The organism is Niabella sp., from assembly GCF_030150205.1.
GTDB lineage: Bacteria > Bacteroidota > Bacteroidia > Chitinophagales > Chitinophagaceae > Niabella.
In genome coordinates this window covers 89,905-107,515 of the sequence record NZ_JASLGT010000017.1, presented here as the reverse complement: position 1 = coordinate 107,515, position 17,611 = coordinate 89,905, and the positions used below count along the sequence as shown (strand labels likewise).

Here is a 17,611-nt window from a genome sequence, read left to right as displayed (position 1 = left end):
TGAACGTTCGACAAAAGTCTTCAGCAATCAGTTTTCAGCATTCAGCCTTTAGTATTCAACGTTGATCGATCCAACCTGGAACATTACCCCGGCCAAAGCAGGGATACTCAGGGTTTCCGGGTTGTTCCTCCCGGCCACTGATAGGCTTGCGTCCAGGCCTGGAGCTGTTCCATTTGCTCCCGGTGATCCTGGAGCCATACCTGGTTCATCACATTCCCCGAGGGTAGAAATACAAAATGCGCCAGGGGCTCCGTAAGTTCTTTTTTATAGATACCAGCGAAAAAAGGCATATAAAAAGTTCCGTAAAATCCATGATGCCCATCCTGTGCCGCCAAACTGCCCATTATCTGCTTTAGCAAATAAGCAAACCGGTCAGCCGGAAGCATATCTTTTTTTGTTGCCATCGCCGATGCGGCGCCCAGTTCCAGCAGCAATTCCATAGATCCGAAATCATCATCTGCGGCAGTCCCTTTTTTAGGTGCTTCTGCCAATGCTTTGGGATCGATGTCTACGGAATACTTTCCGGAATCCAGTTGCTTTACATTGCCTTCAATAATAGAACGCAGATTAGCCAGAGCTTCTTCCGCCCGCTTGCTTTTGTTATCATATAAAAGATAGGTTAACAAAGGCAGCATGGCTGCGACTTTGTTCTTCCGGTAATACATAACCCGCCCCAGTATAAAATGTGAAGCCGGGTGACGTGGATTTTTTAATAAGGATTGCTTCAATTCGCCGATCCCTTCTTCCATCTCATTCATCCGGAAATAGGTAACCGCTTTATTATAATTGAGCATATGATACTCCGGCACCTTTTTTATTCCCTCATCGTATATTTTCAATGCGCCTTTATGATCACCGCTTTCATCCAGCGCCGAGCCCCAGGTACTATAGGCGTTACCAACCATGCCTGGTTCTGTATTTTTATTTTCAATAATGGACTGGCTCAACATAATGGCTTCCTTATATTTTTTCGATGCCATCAACGAATACGATTTCTCATACTGAGCCACAAGATTAGCGGGATCCACGGCCAGCACACTATCATATTTTTTGATTGCATCAGTGTATTGCCCCTGGTCATGTAACCGGATGCCCTGCATCAGGAGTGTTTTTATGCTGGTAGAATCCTGTGCATGCAAACAGCAGGTGCACCACAACAAACCCACCAATAATAAGCATTGTTTCATCGCCGGCATTTCTTTCAAAGTTACAACTCCGGGCAGTATCAAACAGGATAAAAGTATAAAGGCGCTGACTAAAAACCAGGCTGCCTTCGCCACAACCGGGCTGATGGCAAGGATCTTTAGCCAGCTCCGTTTATTTACCCGCTTTTCAATATTAGTAACCCGCGGTAAACCGGCTGCGGATATGTGCCGGGTGCTCCGCTTCATCCAGGATTACTACAGCAAGATCCTCCACAGACAGAAAGCTTCTGCCGTTCGCATCAAAAACCGGGGCATTGGTGCCTAGCCGGTAATGGCCGGTACGACCGATGGTAACCCCCGGATTCATTTCAATGGCCGGACAGAAAAAAGCCCAATCCAGCTGACCGTTGCTGCTCAGGTGCGTAAGATAGTCTCTTGCCCCCATGGCACCTGCTTTATATGCTTCGGGAAAATCCGGGCCATCAACCAGTTGCTTTCCATCAATTTCCAGCCCCCCGGCTCCGCCAATTACGATCAATCGCTTTACGCCCGATTTTTCAACGGCGGCTTCTATATGGTGCGCGCCAGTCAGGTAGTCGTTGTACAGGTTTGGATTTGTCCAGCCAGCATTAAAAGCACTGATCACCACATCATTTCCTTTTATTACTTCCGTTAGTGCCGCTTCATCTGTCACATCCATATCGATCGTTCTCAAAGCCCCGCCGGCGTTTTCGATGGTTGATGTATCGCGCGCCAATGCCGTAACAGTATGACCTCTCTGAATAGCTTCCTTTAAAATAGCACTACCTGTAAAACCGGTAGCCCCAATAATGACCATTTTCATTTCTATTGTTTTTATTGTTTTAAATGTATTTTTTTTTATTACAGTTATATCTAAAAAAAATTATACTTTATTCAGCAAATCCTGGATCGTAATGGCGTGTAAGCGTTTTAACAGTGCCTGTTCTGCTTCTGTATTGAGCTCATCCATAATGGTGCTGATACGTCTGCCTACGGCACAATGCTGGTTGGGCAGATTTTTGGAATGGGCAAATAACCCTTCCTCGTAAATCACTTTATAAAGATCTGAAAGACGGATCTTTGAGGGGGACACCGCAAGCCGGCTACCCCCGTTTTTTCCCTCCTGGGTTGCCACAAAGCCAGCCTCCCGCAACATGCTGATCTCCTTTCGTACCAGTACCGGGTTAATATTGATACTGCCTGCAATATACGGGGAGGCCACTTCGCCCTCCTCCTTACCCAGGAGTGTCAGAATGTGGATTGCTGTTGCAAAACGTCCGTTGATCATTATGTAATTATTTTTATTACAGTACAAAGATAATAACCGGCTCTTTAAAAAAGAAACCCGGAATGTTAAATTTTTATCAACCCCTTTTTTTGTTACCGGACAATTTCAGCTAACTTAACGGCAAATTTCTACTATGGCCGCTCAGCAGTTCAGCAATCATGTACGCTACTACCCGCCTCATCATTTTGTTTTTTACCCGGTGATCCTGGTGCTGGAAGCCGGGGCCGTTTACCAGGCGTTCAATGATCCCGCGCTTAGACTGGTATGGATCTTTATAGCCCTGCTGCTCTTAATAACCGGCTGGCTGTCTTTCATGCTGCGTCAGCATTATGCGTTAACCTTACAGAACCGGATTGTACTCCTTGAAATGCGGTACCGGTATTTTGTGCTGACCGGGAAAAATTTTGAGCCCCTGGAACAGCAATTATCGTTTTCCCAGATTGCCGCGCTCCGGTTTGCTCCGGATGAAGAACTGCCGTCACTGATCGAAAAAACATTAAAGGAAGCGCTATCCTCCCGGAACATTAAACAACAGATCCGGAGCTGGAAGGCCGACGATATACGGGTATAACCATTGTTGCCGCAAGGCTTAGTACTTTGCGGTGCCAATTCGCGCAACAACGCAGCGAGGCAAGTGCCATCCACGAGCCAGCCGCAAGGCTCCAAGACACACGAAGGTTTTATAGTGTTTGCAGTTCCGGTTTTATGCAACGATGTGGAGGAACAAGGACGCTACGAAATCTCAAAGATTTTGTTTCTTCAATTCTTCAACCGCATGGTCTACTGCCCGCGCCGTAAAGGCCATATAGGTGAGTGAAGGGTTTACACAACCGGCCGATGTCATAAACGATCCATCGGTTACAAATACATTTGGCGCATCCCATACCTGGTTCCACTTATTCAGCACGGAAGTCTTCGGGTCTTGTCCCATACGGGCGGTTCCCATTTCATGAATGCCCTGCCCCATGATGCCGTCGTTGTCGAAACCATATACATCCTTTACGCCGGCCTTTTCCAGCATTTCCTTTCCATCGCTTACAATTTCTTTACGCATCTTTTGCTCATTTTCTTTTAGTTCAGCATCAATCGCCAATACGTTCAAGCCCCATTTATCCTTCCGGTCCCTGTCCAGGGTTACCACATTTTCATGATAGGGCAATACTTCTCCAAATCCGCCCATCCATACGTTCCAGCTTCCAGGCTCCGTTAACGCTTCTTTCAGCGCAACCCCTACCGCTATTTCTTCGGCAGCCCTGGTGCCTCTTCCCCGCCCGGAGCCTCCCTGGTAGCCAAACCCGCGGATATAATCCCGCTTTTCGCCATTCAGGTTGCGGTAGCGGGGAATATATACGCCGTTCGGCCGGCGGCCATAGGTATATTTATCTTCAAAGCCCTCCACGCGTCCACCGGCGCCTGAACCCAGGTGGTGATCCATCAGGTTATGGCCCAGCTCCCCGCTGCTGCTGCCCAAACCACCGGGCCATACATCCGTAGCAGAGTGCAGCAATACCCAGGTACTGTTGAGCGTGGAGGCGTTCAGGAAAACGATCTTTGCCTTATATTCATAAGTTTTGTTGGTTTCTGCATCCAGTACCTCTACTCCCGTTGCCCGTTTTTTGTCCTTATCATATAAAATGCGGGTTACAATACTCCAGGGACGCAGGGTAAGATTACCCGTTTTCATAGCTGCAGGAAGTGTGGAGGATTGGGTGCTGAAATAACCGCCATAAGGGCATCCAAGGTGGCATTTATTGCGGTACTGGCACTTATTCCGCCCGGGTAACGCCTCTGTAAGATGGGCACAGCGCCCAATGATCATACGGCGCTGGTCGTTATAGGCCTGCTTGATACGGGCGGCAATATCCTTTTCCACAATATTCATTTCCATGGGCGGTAAAAACTGTCCGTCCGGCAATTGCGGAAGCTGCTCCATACTACCGCTAACGCCAATAAAACGTTCTACATGATCATACCAGGGGGCAATTTCGCCATACCGTACGGGCCAGTCAACAGCAATCCCATCTTTGGCATTGGCTTCGTAGTCAATATCGCTCCAGCGATACGTTTGCTTGCCCCATAATAACGAGCGACCTCCCACCTGGTATCCCCGGAACCAGTTGAATTGCTTTACTTCCGTATACGGTGTTTCCGAATCGTTGGCCCACCAATCGAGGTTTATCTCACTGGGGCCAAACCCGCGGATGCGATTGGGATAAAGCTTTTTTTGTGCCCAGGTCATATCACCGCGATGTTCAAACTCCCAGGGCGCCTTGCCTGCATTTACATAATCGGTGATGTGCTTTACATCTTTGCCGCGTTCCAATAACAGAACTTTCAGTCCTTTTTCACACAGCTCTTTGGCGGCCCATCCACCGCTGATACCGGAACCGATCACAATTGCGTCATAATTATTTTCCGCCATAAGGATAAAAATTGCTTTTAGAATCTGTAAATAGAAATACCGGGTAACCGTTTTCAACAAATAACAAGTCGTCACCCGGGATAAATATACTACTTTTTTAAAATTATGTAATCGATTACATAATTTATATTCAAAAATTCAAAACAGGCAGTGTACAGCCCTTAAAAGCCGGCCCGCAGGCAGATACGTTCATTGCCGGTTACCGTCGATGATTTATACAAACTGGTGTCAATTTTAATAAAATGCCCCCAAATGGTTTGTGGAGATACAAACCACGGCATAGTCACGGTCAGTGTCTCCACCATACCCGTCAACTTAACAGAATACACTTGCCAAAATAGGACATGCGTAGCCTGAAGGGCTACAATGTGAATAATTCCCGGCTGAAAGCCGGGGACCACGAATACGTAAAACACGCGGCCCCAACGGAGTCGTACGGTTAATGTTCCGGAATTGGCAAGTGCAACCTGCCTTCATCATATCCGACCCCTCCGGGGCCGCTCGCTACCTACCCATGGCCCCCAGCTGACGCTGGGAGCCATGCACATTGTACCCTTCGGGTACTTAGCAACGACTACAGAAAAATCACTTCCGCACAAGCTCCCGGAATGTGTCCACACGATAGCCCGCTAACGGAATCTGACAATCCAGCAATTTCCTCCTCTAACCCTTATGTTGACGGCTATCGTGGAGATACAAATCATGACAACCCTGCTCATCATCGTCCGGGAAACGGGATACCCTCACTGTTTTTGCAGCGTAAATAAATCATACGGATGACGGTAAAAAATTTACCCTTTCCGTCTTCTTTGAAGTTCTGTTTGAATAAGCCCCAGCTCACGCCCTGTTTGTCCTTTTACCGAAGTGTTTTCCTGCGCACGCCGCATAAGGTAAGGAACCACATCTTCGATGGGACCAAACGGCAGGTATTTACTAACACTGCAGCCGGCAGCAGCCAGGTTGAAGGTAATATTGTCGCTCATTCCATACAGCTGGCTGAAGTGCACATGCGGGTGATTGAACGGAACCTGGTGTTGTTGGAGCCAGGCCACCGCATCCAGGTTGCTCTTTTCATTATGGGTGGCAATAACCAGCGCAACCCGATCCAGGTGTTCCAGGCTGAATTGTACGCCGGCATCATAATCGCGGTCGGAACTGGCTTTATCCGGTTGTATAGGTGACGGATAGCCCTGCTCCACAGCCCGGGCCCGTTCTTTTTCCATATAGGCGCCGCGTACCAGTTTTACTGCCAGCAGAAAATTCCGCTCCGCCGCCGCTTCATAGCAGTCTTTCAGAAACTGCAGCCGGTCATGCCGGTATAACTGCACTGTATTATAAATAACCGGTGTTGTTTTATTAAAGGAATCCATCATCAGGATGGTGAGCGCATCCACGGGGTCCTGTATCCAGGTTTCCTCCGCATCGATTAAAACGCCTATTTTTTTCTCAGCGGCCCGCTCACAGATCCGCAGTAGCCTGGTGCGCACCCGGTGCCATTCTTCTTTTTCAGCAGTATCCAGCTGCTCCACTACCTGCAGGTAACGTTTGATAAGGGTTCCGCCAGCTGCGGTCATCCCCGCATCGATCTTTTCCAGCAACGAAAACCTGGAAAAGCCGGTAACCTTTACACTCATAAAAGGAATATTGGATTGCGTGGCCGCGTAGTCAATCACCCGGATGAATTCATCGGCGGCATGATCATATTCTTTTTCGGAATCCTCACCTCCTTCTACGCCATAATCCAGGATCACCTGTACGTTATACTGTCCTAATTTCGCAGCTACTTTTGCGGTTTCATCCAGTGTTTCACCGCCTACAAACTGCTTAAAGATCGTGCTCCGTATCATTCCTTTAACGGGCAGCTTATTCCGGATCGCCCAGGGAGTAATGCGGGTGCCCAGTTTTACCAGCGTGGGCTGTCCCATCATCAAGAACAACAGCCTTGCTTTTTTTAACTCACTATCCGACTTGTATTTAAATGCGAATTCCGTGTTATCGAATGATACCGGCAACCTTGTTTCTTGCATATAACCTTTTAGAATATCCGGCAAAGGTAAGGTCGCTAGCAGTTCCCTTTATAAAAAAATTGATCCGGCGCAACCGTTTGAGCAGCGGTTTTCTAAATTAGCCATATCCCGTTACTTTTGCAAAAAATCTGAAAATGGCAAAGAATCCTGCAGACAGCCTGATTGTGATGACCGAGCTGGTATTGCCCAACGACACCAACACTTTTGGCAACCTGATGGGGGGCCGCCTGATGTACTGGATGGATATTGCCGCCGCTTTATCTGCACAGAAACACGCCAATCTTCCGGTAGTAACCGCATCCGTTGATAATATCTCTTTTGAAAACCCCATCAAACTGGGCAATTCCGTACATATTGAAGCAAAAGTGACCCGTGCCTTTAATTCTTCAATGGAAGTGCATATGGTGGTACATGGCGAGGACCTGGTAAACCGGTACCGGTATAAAAGCAATGAGGCCTATTACACTTTTGTAGGACTGGACCCTCATGGAAAGCCTGCGCCGGTACCAACACTGGAACCTGTTACCGATAAAGAGTTCCTGCTTTTTGAAGGCGCACTCCGCCGCCGGCAGCTGCGGCTGATACTGGGTGGCAAAATGAAACCCACCGATGCTGCGGAGCTGAGGGCCTTATTCCAGATGTAATCCTATTCCCCGCTCCCTTTAATTTCCTGCACCCATGCTGCATAGGCTTTTAAAAAGCCTTCCAGAAACTGATCCAGCCGGTTCCGGTCTTCCGATTCCGGATCATTGAAGCAGGCTGCTATATTGCTCAGGTAGGCCTCCGGCTGCTGCATCATGGGCACATTTAAAAACACCATCGATTGTCGCAGGTGATGATTGGCTCCAAAGGCACCCAGTGCACCCGGTGTAACACTTACCACAGCGCCCGGCTTCCGGTTCCAAACACTCTTTCCATAAGGCCGTGATCCCACATCGATGGCATTTTTGAGCAACCCGGGAACAGAACGGTTGTATTCCGGGGTAATAAAAATAACGCCGTCTTTTGCCCGCATTGCATCCCTGAAACGGATCCAGGATTCCGGAACGGCCTGCTCCAGGTCTTCATTATACAACGGCAGGTCGCCGATCTCCAAAATTTCCAGCTCCAGGGCTGAAGGGGCCAGCCGGATCAATTCCTGTGCTACTTTCCGGCTGTAAGAGGCCGCCCGAAGGCTGCCTACCAGCAAGCCTATTTTTTGAGTGCTCATAGTAAACGTTTTGGTTAAAAATAAATGAACCGTTTCAAAAAACAAAGTCCTGTATAGTTAACCGATAAGCGCGCAAAGAATCCGCGAGGTTCGCTATCCGGGGTGCTGCTGATCTTCATTGTACGCCTTTGTGGTCCCTTTGCCCCTTCAGTTAAAGCCCGTCGCTAAAATTTCAATTCCAAATACACGGTTTCCTCTGCCAAATGTTTATATTAGCCCATTAAAATTTCATACATGCATCTTGTAATCATCAATGGTCCCAATCTCAACCTGCTGGGCAAACGGGAACCGGGTATTTATGGCAGCTCCAGTTTTGAATCTTTTTTTGACCAGCTAAAGACAAATTATCCCGGGATCCGCTTTGATTATTTCCAGAGCAATATCGAAGGCGAGCTGGTAACGGCCCTGCAACAATACGGGTTTGAAGCAGATGGCATTATCCTGAACCCTGCTGCCTATACGCATACTTCTGTTGCCATCGGTGATGCCATCGCTTCGATCAACACACCGGTAGTAGAAGTGCATATCAGCAATGTGCATGCCCGTGAGGATTTCAGGAAAATATCGCATGTAAGCGCCAAAGCTGCCGGTAGCATTATCGGGCTTGGATTAAAGGGCTATGAACTGGCGGTGCATTATTTCCAGGATCAAAAAAAGTAATTATTGAACGCCATATGAACCAACAAAAAACCGCTTCCATTCTCAGTCTCACTGTCATTGTAGCCGCGCTGGGATATTTTGTCGATATTTATGATCTGCTGATCTTTGGTATTATCCGTATTCCCAGCCTGAAAGAACTGGGCTTAACCGCTGATGAAATCACCACCAAGGGCGAATGGATCCTTTCGGCCCAGATGGCCGGGTTACTCATCGGCGGCATCCTCTGGGGGATCTGGGGCGATAAGAAAGGCCGGGTAAAAGTATTGTTTGGCTCCATCCTTATTTATTCCATTGCCAATATCTGTAACGGTTTTGTTCAAAATGTACAGCAATATACGGCCATCCGTTTTTTTGCAGGGATTGGTCTGGCCGGCGAACTGGGTGCCGGCATTACCCTTGTGGCGGAATTACTGCCTAAAGAAAAACGCGGCATCGGCACTTCTATTGTTGCCGGTTTTGGCGTACTGGGAGCGGCGGTAGCCTTTTTAATAAAAGAGGAATTTCACTGGCGTACCTGTTACTTTATCGGGGGCGGACTGGGGATCCTTTTATTGCTGTTGCGGATATCGGTACTGGAATCGGGCATGTATAACCGCATGAATGCCGCTGATGTAAAAAAAGGACAGTTCCTGATGTTGTTCAGCAGCAGGGAACGGTTCAGCAAATACCTGAAAAGTATTTTTATCGGGCTGCCTACATGGCTGGTAATCGGGATACTCATCACCTTCAGCAGCGAGTTTGGAAAACAGTTCGGGATCACTGGTGATGTAGACCCCGGCCGGTCGATCATGTATGCTTATATAGGTCTGGCTCTTGGTGATATTACGATTGGACTGGTAAGCCAGTGGCTCAAAAGCCGCAAGAAGGCCCTGTACATTTTTTACGCCCTTACCTTTATTTCGATGCTCCTCTATTTTACCACGCAGTGGAACGGTACGCCCGGCTGGATGTATACCCTTTGTTTTTTCCTGGGCTTCAGCATCGGGTTCTGGGCTATTTTTGTAACCGTTGGGGCCGAACAATTTGGGACCAACCTGCGGGCCACGGCCGCTACCACCGTTCCGAATTTCGTACGCGGGCTGCTTCCGGCAATCCTGTTAATTTTTAAAGAAATACGCGGCATCGGCAGCATCGGTTATGTAAACGGCGCCATCATTACCGCTGCTATTGTAATGGTTGTTTCCTCCATTGCCGTTATCACCCTGCCGGAAACCTTTCATAAGGATCTGAATTATGAAGAAGTTTAAATTTAAATACGAAACTTAAAATTCTAAATCCCACTTCTAAATTGCAGGGTTTAAATCTGAAATCACAAATTTCAAATACCAGATCTCAACGCTCAAACGCTTACATTTGCGGGAGATTTTAATTCATTTTACCGCTACTTAATAATAACTGACCATGCGCACGGCAGACTGGATCCTTATTTTTCAGCAAAGTATTACCGATTATCATAAAACGGATGATGTAGATACCCGGGTTCAAAACCCTTATGCAAAAGACACCCTTGAGTTCCTGATGTATGAGAAAAACTGGGTCGATACGGTACAATGGCACCTGGAAGATATTATCCGCGATCCGCAGATCGACCCTGTAAAGGCCCTGGAGATCAAGCGGCGCATCGACCGTTCGAACCAGCACCGTACCGATATGGTGGAATACATCGACAGCTGGTTCCTGCAGCAATACAGCGAGGTATCGCCCGCAGCAGATGCCTCCTTCAATACGGAAAGCCCCGCATGGGCCATTGACCGGTTATCGATTCTTGAACTCAAGATCTACCATATGCACCAGGAAGCCACCCGGGAAGATGCTTCTGAAGCGCACCGGGCGGCCTGTACCAACAAATTGAATGTATTGCTGACGCAGCGGGAAGACCTGTCTACCGCCATTGACCAGTTGCTGGGCGATATCGCCGCCGGCAGGAAATACATGAAAGTGTACAAACAAATGAAGATGTATAATGATGAAAGTCTGAATCCGGTGCTTTACCAGCAAAAAAAGTAATGAAGGCCCCTCCCAAACATATACTGGTATTCCGGTTCTCTGCCCTGGGAGATGCAGCCATGACCGTTCCCGTACTCCGGCTTTTATTAGCACAACATCCCGGACTGGAAATCACCATGGTATCCGTTCCGTTTCATGCACCGCTTTTTGCAGCTATTGACCGCCTTCATTTTTATGGGGTTGATATCCGGAAACAATACAAAGGAATAGGCGGACTGATACAACTGGGCCGCCGGCTGAAAAAGGATATTCCGTTTGATGCGGTAGCCGACCTGCACAATGTACTGCGCACCAAAATCATCCGTTTGTTCCTGGGAGCTGTTCCTACCGCTGTGATTGACAAAGGCCGTAAAGAAAAAAAAGAACTGACAAGGCCCTATAATAAAAAACTGCGCCCGTTAAAAACCACGTTTCAGCGGTATGCGGATGTGTTTGGAAAACTGGGAGCGCCGGTGAGCATCGGTGATCAGTTATCAGTTATCAGTTGTCAGTCATCAGCTGTCAGCAATCAGCCATCAGCTGTCAGCAATCAGCAATTCCGGATCGGTATTGCGCCTTTTGCAAAGCATGCGGCCAAAATGTACCCGTTGGAAAAGATGGAGCAGGTGGTACGCCTGCTGCAACACAACAAAGCACACACCCTGTTTTTATTTGGCAGCAAGGCGGAGACCCCGGTACTGGAACAATGGGCCGCAGGGCATCAAAACATCCGCGTGGTTGCCGGCCGGTATTCCTTTGCAGAAGAATTACAGCTGATCGCCCAAATGGATGTAATGCTGACCATGGACTCCGCCAATATGCACCTGGCTTCACTTTATGGGGTTCCGGTGGTTTCTGTCTGGGGCGGCACACATCCCTGGCTGGGCTTCTATGGCTGGGGACAGGACCTGGAAAATGCGGTTCAAACCGATCTTCCCTGCCGTCCCTCTTCTGTTTTTGGCAATAAACCCTGCCCGGTACATGGAGCAGCGGGCTGTATGCAGGAAATAACCCCTGAACAGGTGTTTCAAAAGGTTATCAAAATTTTCACATAAAAAACACAATTAATAGCTAACTTTTCACAAATATTCCGGAATCTATGCGTGTATTCAATATGGGCGTTGTGGGGTGCCTGCTGCTGATGATGGCTGCATCCTGCAGAGATAAGAACAAGGATGTACGTATAACGCCCAATGGCACAGAGCTGCAACTTGTTGCCGATTCAGTGTACCTGTTCTCCAGGGAGATCTATTTCTGGGATGAGATCCGCACCCGTACCACCTACACATCATTTAATCCCAGGCAATACGTTAAGAGCACTGATGTGGAGACCGCTGAGGCCACTATCGCCGCTGTCCGCAGCTTTAATTCCTATGATTCAGCAAAAGAATACAGTTATGCCACCGATTACTACAACGCCGAAACGGGCAGCATGGCCACACAGCCAGAAAACAGCTATGGCTTCTTTGTAAAATCGGGTAAGAACAGAGTTACGGGAAGCTTTACGGGTTGGTTTGTAACTTATGTATACCCCGATTCATATGCCGGGAGAAATGAGGTTCAGCGGGGTTGGAAAATTGTCAAAGTAGACGAGACCACCTTAGGTAATAATACACCCTCCGTAGCAGTCCTTAATAACATGTTTTATTATGAAACCACCAAATCGGCCAGGGTTACTTTCGAAAAACCAACAGGCGAGCAGGTTCCACTGGATCTGTCCATAGCCTCTTTCATACCGTCTTCCGTATTATACTCCAATATCCTGCAATCACCCAGGGGAGCAAAAGCCGGGTACCTGGTATACAAATTTTTTGATCAGCTGGAAGATTCCCGGCCGGCTATAGAGGCCGCGCTCCGCTCTTTTAACGATGCGGGAGTAAAGAATATCATCCTGGACCTGCGTTATAATAACGGTGGTTTTACCCGTACGCAAGACTTTCTGGCCAATAGCCTGGCTCCGGCAACGGCAGGTAATGGCAACAAAATGTATACTTATTACTATAATGCGGATCTGCAGGCAGGCAATTATCCCCTGATGCGTACCCGGCACGCTTATAGTGCCAGCTATTATAAACCAGACGCCTATGGCAACACCGTTACCTTCAACAAAACAGACGCTACAAAAGGATTCCCCATCAATCCGGGTAATTTATTTGTAATTGTAAGCAAGCAGACTGCTTCATCCGCCGAGCTGCTTATAAACGACCTGAAGCCTTATTTCAACGGGAATATCAAACTGATCGGGGATGATAACACGTTTGGAAAACCGGTGGGATTTTTCCCCGTTGACCTGTTCAAAAAAGTCACTTTCTGGACGGTTTCGTTTATGACCAAAAACAGCACGGATACCCAGGTTCCCTATGCAGGCTTTACACCCGATTATAAAGTATACGATGGGGTAGACAAAGCCTGGGGGGATGTAACTGAAGACTGCACAAAAGTTGCGTTAGATCTGATCGATGGCATTCCTGTGAAAGTAGCTGTTACCACCGGCACCACTGCCCGGGCAGCTACCCAGGTACCCGAAATACAACTAAAAAAACAATATTACGATAATATGTTGCGGTAGCAAGCTTATGGGCTGTTGTAATAAAAACGGTATTTTCTGCACTCTTTTTTAATAATTCGGCAGCCCGGGCCAGATTAAAACGGCTTTTGATCTTCTTAATACCTCAACTGCGTTCCGGCCGGTGAAATCCTACATTATAAAAATTTCAAATAAAAAAGAAAATTAATTCCTATCTTCATAAAATAAAGTTTATGTATTTCCGCAAAAGCATAGTTGCAGCCATCCTTTGCATCACCATTCTAACAGCCTGTCCTTCCAAGAAAAAAGACATGCTTCCGCCAACCCCCACAGGCGTTAGTCCTGAATTATTAGCAGACTCACTTTTTTTATATGCAAAACAAATCTACTATTGGAATAACACCTTGCCGGACATTTCCGCTTTTAATCCCAGGAAACTGGTCTCAGCAGATACGATAACAGGCCTTAATGACGAGATGTTTGCCATCAGCAGATTTGCAACCAACCCGGCAACCGGTTTTTCTTACGAACAAAAAATTTCCTATAACAGTGCCGGCAACCCTGTAAACGACAATACAGAATGTAAATTTTCATATATTTTAAAAACAAGCGATGTTTATTCGGGAGGGCTGGCTGCCGTTTTCGCGCCCCATTCCGTTGCTGATAATATAAAGATGACACTGGACGGAAAAGAAAACAGCCTGGGCTTTATCCTGGGTTATATGCCCGTATCAGAGGCAAGTACCGTTCAAAATCCCCTGCCCTATACCAATAAAGACAGCATGGTAGGACTTGTACGTTATGTGACCAAAGGCTCACCGGCGTACCAGGCGGGACTAAAAAGAGGGGATATTATCTCCAAAATCAATGGTAAAAGCCTGAGAATTGAAACAGACGCATCGGCAATTAATGCAGCGTTAAGTGCTTCCAGTATTACGGTTGCAGTCTACAATCCCGGTACACAAACCAGCCGGGATGTTCCACCTATACAAAAAACGCTTTATACCTTTAACCCTGTATTTAAAGATACCACACTGGATGTTGCGGGAAAGAAAATAGGCTACATTGCATTCCGCTCCTTTACCGACCTAAGCAATGCCCAGCCTGCGCTGGACGAAGCATTTAGCAAATTTGGCAACATTACAGATATCGTCGTTGATCTCCGGTACAACGGAGGAGGCGTTGTAAAAACAGCCGCATATTTTGGCAACCTTCTGGCACCGGCCGGTATAGACGGGCAGGTATTATTTGCTGAATTTTACAACCCAACCATGCAAAACAAGCAGGCTACCTTGTTAAGAAACCAACAGGTATACGATGCCAATAACCAGCCCCGGGGATTTACTTATTTTGACGTGGATTACAGTGTTGCGGTAAATACAACTGTCATCAGCAAAACGGGGCCCTTCAATAATAACAATACAACAAAAAAGCTGTATTTTATTGTAAGCAGCTCCACCGCGTCCGCCAGCGAGCTATTGATCAATTCCCTGAAGCCTTACTATGACAATATTTACCTTATTGGCGCCGTATTTAGCGATAATGGGAAAAAAACCTACGGGAAGCCTGTTGGCTTTTTTGATATACGCCTCGGTAATTACAGTGTGTATATGGCCAATTTTGAAACAAAGAACAAAAACCAGATCAACGGTACACAAACCGGCACTTATTACGACGGAATGAGCACCGATTTACAGGTACTGGATGATCTTCGCTATGATTTTGGAAATCCAAATGAAGCCTGTTTTAAATATGCCATCCGCAAAATAACCGGTAATGATAATTATAACCCGGCGTTGTCCCTGGCAAGAACTGCCCAGGTTACAATGGCAGCAACTTCTTCAACAGAGGTATTCCGCCCCATTGGCCGTAGTGTAGGAAACATCACCAATATCCAGGACATGATTGTAACCGCAGATCAGAAACGTAAAAGGAACTGATTCACTCCTTCTGCCGGGAGCTGTTGATCTATTTTTTAGCGTCTTTGAGAATGGATGGCGCTGCTTTTGTATTGGTTTTTGGGCCTTTATCGATCCTGGGGTCTTTTGTATTCCGGTCTTCAAGCGCATCCTTGGCCGGCTTTCCTCCACTATCTTTTTTCTTCTTCCGGCTGAACCAGCATTTCTTCTTCTTTGTTTCCGCTTTTTTTGTTGCGGCATTGCTATCCGGCGCTGTTTTGACATTTTCGATCCGGTTCCTGTTCCGGTTGTCCGGATGGCTTCCATGACTTTCTTCCTGTTGGATCAGGAAATCGCGCGCCGTTTTTGCAGAGTCACTTTTGGATTGTGCCGTTGCAGTGAACGAGCATAGCGTAAATAATACGCCGGCAATGATAGCTTTAATCATGATTCTTTTTTTCAATGATGCAATGAGGCCGCCGATTATCCCTTCAATTTTGTTAAATCCGTTGCAACGGCCAGCCAGGCCATCATACCCATTCCCAGCTCGATCGCATTTTCATCTACATTAAATAAGGGCGTATGCACACCTGCTGTAATGCCCCGCTCCACATTCATCACCCCCAGGCGGTAAAAGCAACCGGGGATCTGTTGCGTATAATAGCCAAAATCTTCGGCGCCCATACGGATCTCCGTTTCACCAACCTGTGCCGCACCGGCATAGGCTGCCGCCAATGCTGTTGCCTGTTGCGTAAGCGCCTCGTTGTTGTATACACTGGGATAGCCTACATCTATATGCAGATCCAGGCTCCCGCCCATACCCTTCACCACGCCTTCGGAAATACTCCGGATGATTTCATGCGCCTCAAACCGCCACTGTTCATTCATGGCACGGAAGGTTCCTTTCAGTTTTACCTCATCCGGAATCACATTGGTAGTAGTGCCTCCATTAAAGGCCGTTATGGACAATACGGTAGGGTTTTGCGGATTATTACGCCGGCTGATCACCTGCTGCAGTGCCACCACCAGGTGTGATGCGATCAGGATCGGGTCTACACATAAATTTGGTGCCGCCGCATGGCCGCCTTTTCCTTTTACAGTGATGTACAGCTCATCCGCACTGGCCATTACCTTTCCTTCCCGGAAACTGAGTTTACCCACTTCAAGTCCCGGGTGTACATGCAACCCGAAGATCACCGCCGGAGCCGGATGTTCCAGTACACCTTCCTTTATCAACAGGCTGGCCCCACCCGGATTTTTTTCTTCCCCCGGCTGAAAGATCAGCTTGATGGTTCCCTCCCATTGGTCTTTTATTTCATTCAGGATCTTTGCCGCGCCCAACAAACAGGCCGTATGTACATCATGTCCGCAGGCGTGCATTATATTTTCATTTACAGAACGGTAACTGACATCGTTCAATTCCTGGATGGGCAATGCATCCATATCTGCCCGCAGGGCGATGATGCGCTTCTCCGGGTTACGTCCTTTCAATAATCCGATTACACCGGTGGTTGCTTTTACCTCAAAAGGAATGCCCAGATCGGTTAACCGGGCCTGTATATATTTAGAAGTTTCAAATTCCTGGTAGCTTAATTCAGGATGCGCATGCAGGTACCGGCGCACTTCGATCAACTCCGGCGCATACTGTTTTGCCAGCAATTGTATTTTATCCGTCATCCGGCAAAAATAACTGATAATCCGGTCATTGGAAAAAACAGATCCATAATAAGGAGTCAGACGGCCGTGGATGGCCCAGAAGCCGTGTTTTTTGAAGGCTATTGAGTGCTATTATATTTCAGCAGGTGTTGGAATTTAACCGTAATGTTCGCAAGGTATCCGCAAAAACCGCAACGGCTTGCCGCTATATCTCTTCAGGCACCTGGGCCCTCCTCCGGTTCAAACGAAACGCAGCTCGCTATTAAACCCCAATTATTAATCCTCGCTTTCGGAACTATCCGGGTTCACCTCCACTATGTCATTCATGATAAACACACCACCGGGAAAAAAGGCGCTGAGCCTTTTTTGATAGGCCTGTGCATCCTGCCGCGAGGTAAAGTTGCCTGCCTTTACTTTAAAATAAGGAGACTGGTGCCACATATAGGGTTTTAATTCGGGAAAATTGGAATAGATCTTTGTCCGCGCCGCAATGGCTTCCGCCTTATTATTGGTGCTGATGACCAGCAACCGGTACCCCGATGCGGTTCTCCTTTTGGAAGAGTTGCGGGTAGACAGGTTATTTACATCGGCCTGTTTTTTCAACAGCAGGTCGATCCGCGGATCTTTATATACAGCCACTCCGCCTGTTTGCGCCCATAGTTGGGAACCCAGGAATAACATCAAAAAAGGTAATACATACTTCATAGCTACTGGGGTTATATCGTGTTACCGGCCAATCTTCCGCTTTTATCGATTCATTGCTTCTAATAG

At 47.4% G+C, this 17,611-nt stretch carries 17 protein-coding genes; 8 read left to right on the top strand and 9 right to left on the bottom strand.

What is annotated here, in order from left to right:
• Positions 1-107: 107 nt before the first annotated feature.
• The 3 genes from Q1V85_RS14310 to Q1V85_RS14300 all read right to left on the bottom strand — a co-directional run bounded on the left by Q1V85_RS14310 (position 108) and on the right by Q1V85_RS14300 (position 2,454).
• Positions 108-1,187, bottom strand: coding sequence for a tetratricopeptide repeat protein (locus Q1V85_RS14310; RefSeq protein WP_300601057.1), 1,080 nt, complete (start codon positions 1,185-1,187; stop codon positions 108-110).
• A gap of 151 nt (positions 1,188-1,338) precedes the next feature.
• Complete coding sequence (locus tag Q1V85_RS14305) at positions 1,339-1,989, bottom strand: NAD(P)H-binding protein (RefSeq protein WP_300601056.1); 651 nt, start codon at positions 1,987-1,989, stop codon at positions 1,339-1,341.
• Positions 1,990-2,049: 60 nt separating this feature from the next.
• Complete coding sequence (locus Q1V85_RS14300) at positions 2,050-2,454, bottom strand: Rrf2 family transcriptional regulator (protein WP_300601054.1); 405 nt, start codon at positions 2,452-2,454, stop codon at positions 2,050-2,052.
• 133 nt (positions 2,455-2,587) lie between these two features.
• Between Q1V85_RS14300 and Q1V85_RS14295 the strand changes: the two genes are divergently transcribed.
• The gene (locus tag Q1V85_RS14295) at positions 2,588-3,025 is read left to right on the top strand and encodes a DUF6526 family protein (RefSeq protein WP_300601052.1); all 438 of its coding nucleotides are present in this window, start codon (positions 2,588-2,590) and stop codon (positions 3,023-3,025) included.
• Between the two features lie 171 nt (positions 3,026-3,196).
• Here the strand turns inward: Q1V85_RS14295 and Q1V85_RS14290 are convergent, their stop codons facing one another.
• Complete coding sequence (locus tag Q1V85_RS14290; protein WP_300601050.1) at positions 3,197-4,876, bottom strand: GMC family oxidoreductase; 1,680 nt, start codon at positions 4,874-4,876, stop codon at positions 3,197-3,199.
• 791 nt (positions 4,877-5,667) lie between these two features.
• Positions 5,668-6,903 carry a proline dehydrogenase family protein gene (locus tag Q1V85_RS14285; RefSeq protein WP_300601048.1) on the bottom strand — a complete coding sequence of 412 codons (1,236 nt, stop codon included), beginning with the start codon at positions 6,901-6,903 and terminating at the stop codon, positions 5,668-5,670.
• 134 nt (positions 6,904-7,037) lie between these two features.
• Between Q1V85_RS14285 and Q1V85_RS14280 the strand changes: the two genes are divergently transcribed.
• Positions 7,038-7,547: an acyl-CoA thioesterase gene (locus tag Q1V85_RS14280; protein WP_300601046.1), complete on the top strand. Its 510-nt coding sequence runs from the start codon at positions 7,038-7,040 to the stop codon at positions 7,545-7,547.
• A gap of 2 nt (positions 7,548-7,549) precedes the next feature.
• On the opposite strand, the gene Q1V85_RS14275 is transcribed toward Q1V85_RS14280, so the two are convergent.
• Entirely contained in the window at positions 7,550-8,113 is a 564-nt protein-coding gene (locus Q1V85_RS14275) for an NAD(P)H-dependent oxidoreductase (RefSeq protein ID WP_300601044.1), read from the bottom strand.
• Between the two features lie 234 nt (positions 8,114-8,347).
• On the opposite strand from Q1V85_RS14275, the gene aroQ reads away from it, so the two are divergent.
• The 6 genes from aroQ to Q1V85_RS14245 all read left to right on the top strand — a co-directional run bounded on the left by aroQ (position 8,348) and on the right by Q1V85_RS14245 (position 15,226).
• Positions 8,348-8,773 (top strand): type II 3-dehydroquinate dehydratase, encoded by a 426-nt coding sequence (aroQ, locus tag Q1V85_RS14270; RefSeq protein WP_300601042.1) that lies wholly within the window; start codon positions 8,348-8,350, stop codon positions 8,771-8,773.
• Between the two features lie 14 nt (positions 8,774-8,787).
• Entirely contained in the window at positions 8,788-10,020 is a 1,233-nt protein-coding gene (locus tag Q1V85_RS14265) for an MFS transporter (protein ID WP_300601040.1), read from the top strand.
• A 154-nt stretch (positions 10,021-10,174) separates the two neighbouring features.
• Positions 10,175-10,780 carry a DUF4254 domain-containing protein gene (locus tag Q1V85_RS14260; RefSeq protein ID WP_300601038.1) on the top strand — a complete coding sequence of 202 codons (606 nt, stop codon included), beginning with the start codon at positions 10,175-10,177 and terminating at the stop codon, positions 10,778-10,780.
• The gene (locus tag Q1V85_RS14255; protein ID WP_300601037.1) at positions 10,780-11,814 is read left to right on the top strand and encodes a glycosyltransferase family 9 protein; all 1,035 of its coding nucleotides are present in this window, start codon (positions 10,780-10,782) and stop codon (positions 11,812-11,814) included. The genes Q1V85_RS14260 and Q1V85_RS14255 overlap by 1 nt, the downstream gene beginning before the upstream one ends.
• A 44-nt stretch (positions 11,815-11,858) precedes the next feature.
• Positions 11,859-13,328 carry a S41 family peptidase gene (locus tag Q1V85_RS14250; protein WP_300601035.1) on the top strand — a complete coding sequence of 490 codons (1,470 nt, stop codon included), beginning with the start codon at positions 11,859-11,861 and terminating at the stop codon, positions 13,326-13,328.
• Between the two features lie 191 nt (positions 13,329-13,519).
• The gene (locus tag Q1V85_RS14245) at positions 13,520-15,226 is read left to right on the top strand and encodes a S41 family peptidase (protein ID WP_300601032.1); all 1,707 of its coding nucleotides are present in this window, start codon (positions 13,520-13,522) and stop codon (positions 15,224-15,226) included.
• A 28-nt stretch (positions 15,227-15,254) separates the two neighbouring features.
• Here Q1V85_RS14245 and Q1V85_RS14240 read toward each other — a convergent pair whose 3' ends face one another.
• The 3 genes from Q1V85_RS14240 to Q1V85_RS14230 form a co-directional block, all read right to left on the bottom strand.
• Positions 15,255-15,632: a hypothetical protein gene (locus tag Q1V85_RS14240; protein WP_300601030.1), complete on the bottom strand. Its 378-nt coding sequence runs from the start codon at positions 15,630-15,632 to the stop codon at positions 15,255-15,257.
• A 35-nt stretch (positions 15,633-15,667) separates the two neighbouring features.
• The gene (locus Q1V85_RS14235; protein ID WP_300601028.1) at positions 15,668-16,861 is read right to left on the bottom strand and encodes a M20 family metallopeptidase; all 1,194 of its coding nucleotides are present in this window, start codon (positions 16,859-16,861) and stop codon (positions 15,668-15,670) included.
• 255 nt (positions 16,862-17,116) lie between these two features.
• The gene (locus Q1V85_RS14230; RefSeq protein ID WP_300601026.1) at positions 17,117-17,545 is read right to left on the bottom strand and encodes an SPOR domain-containing protein; all 429 of its coding nucleotides are present in this window, start codon (positions 17,543-17,545) and stop codon (positions 17,117-17,119) included.
• Positions 17,546-17,611 lie beyond the last annotated feature (66 nt).

Bases quoted from the DNA above. Each gene is read 5' to 3' on its own strand.
- Q1V85_RS14260 (WP_300601038.1), top strand. From the start codon at position 10,175: ATGCGCACGGCAGACTGGATCCTTATTTTTCAGCAAAGTATTACCGAT.
- Q1V85_RS14295 (WP_300601052.1), top strand. From the start codon at position 2,588: ATGGCCGCTCAGCAGTTCAGCAATCATGTACGCTACTACCCGCCTCAT.
- Q1V85_RS14310 (WP_300601057.1), bottom strand. From the start codon at position 1,187: ATGAAACAATGCTTATTATTGGTGGGTTTGTTGTGGTGCACCTGCTGT.
- Q1V85_RS14245 (WP_300601032.1), top strand. From the start codon at position 13,520: ATGTATTTCCGCAAAAGCATAGTTGCAGCCATCCTTTGCATCACCATT.
- Q1V85_RS14280 (WP_300601046.1), top strand. From the start codon at position 7,038: ATGGCAAAGAATCCTGCAGACAGCCTGATTGTGATGACCGAGCTGGTA.
- Q1V85_RS14275 (WP_300601044.1), bottom strand. From the start codon at position 8,113: ATGAGCACTCAAAAAATAGGCTTGCTGGTAGGCAGCCTTCGGGCGGCC.
- Q1V85_RS14230 (WP_300601026.1), bottom strand. From the start codon at position 17,545: ATGAAGTATGTATTACCTTTTTTGATGTTATTCCTGGGTTCCCAACTA.
- aroQ (WP_300601042.1), top strand. From the start codon at position 8,348: ATGCATCTTGTAATCATCAATGGTCCCAATCTCAACCTGCTGGGCAAA.
- Q1V85_RS14305 (WP_300601056.1), bottom strand. From the start codon at position 1,989: ATGAAAATGGTCATTATTGGGGCTACCGGTTTTACAGGTAGTGCTATT.
- Q1V85_RS14265 (WP_300601040.1), top strand. From the start codon at position 8,788: ATGAACCAACAAAAAACCGCTTCCATTCTCAGTCTCACTGTCATTGTA.
- Q1V85_RS14240 (WP_300601030.1), bottom strand. From the start codon at position 15,632: ATGATTAAAGCTATCATTGCCGGCGTATTATTTACGCTATGCTCGTTC.
- Q1V85_RS14235 (WP_300601028.1), bottom strand. From the start codon at position 16,861: ATGACGGATAAAATACAATTGCTGGCAAAACAGTATGCGCCGGAGTTG.
- Q1V85_RS14250 (WP_300601035.1), top strand. From the start codon at position 11,859: ATGCGTGTATTCAATATGGGCGTTGTGGGGTGCCTGCTGCTGATGATG.
- Q1V85_RS14290 (WP_300601050.1), bottom strand. From the start codon at position 4,876: ATGGCGGAAAATAATTATGACGCAATTGTGATCGGTTCCGGTATCAGC.
- Q1V85_RS14300 (WP_300601054.1), bottom strand. From the start codon at position 2,454: ATGATCAACGGACGTTTTGCAACAGCAATCCACATTCTGACACTCCTG.
- Q1V85_RS14255 (WP_300601037.1), top strand. From the start codon at position 10,780: ATGAAGGCCCCTCCCAAACATATACTGGTATTCCGGTTCTCTGCCCTG.
- Q1V85_RS14285 (WP_300601048.1), bottom strand. From the start codon at position 6,903: ATGCAAGAAACAAGGTTGCCGGTATCATTCGATAACACGGAATTCGCA.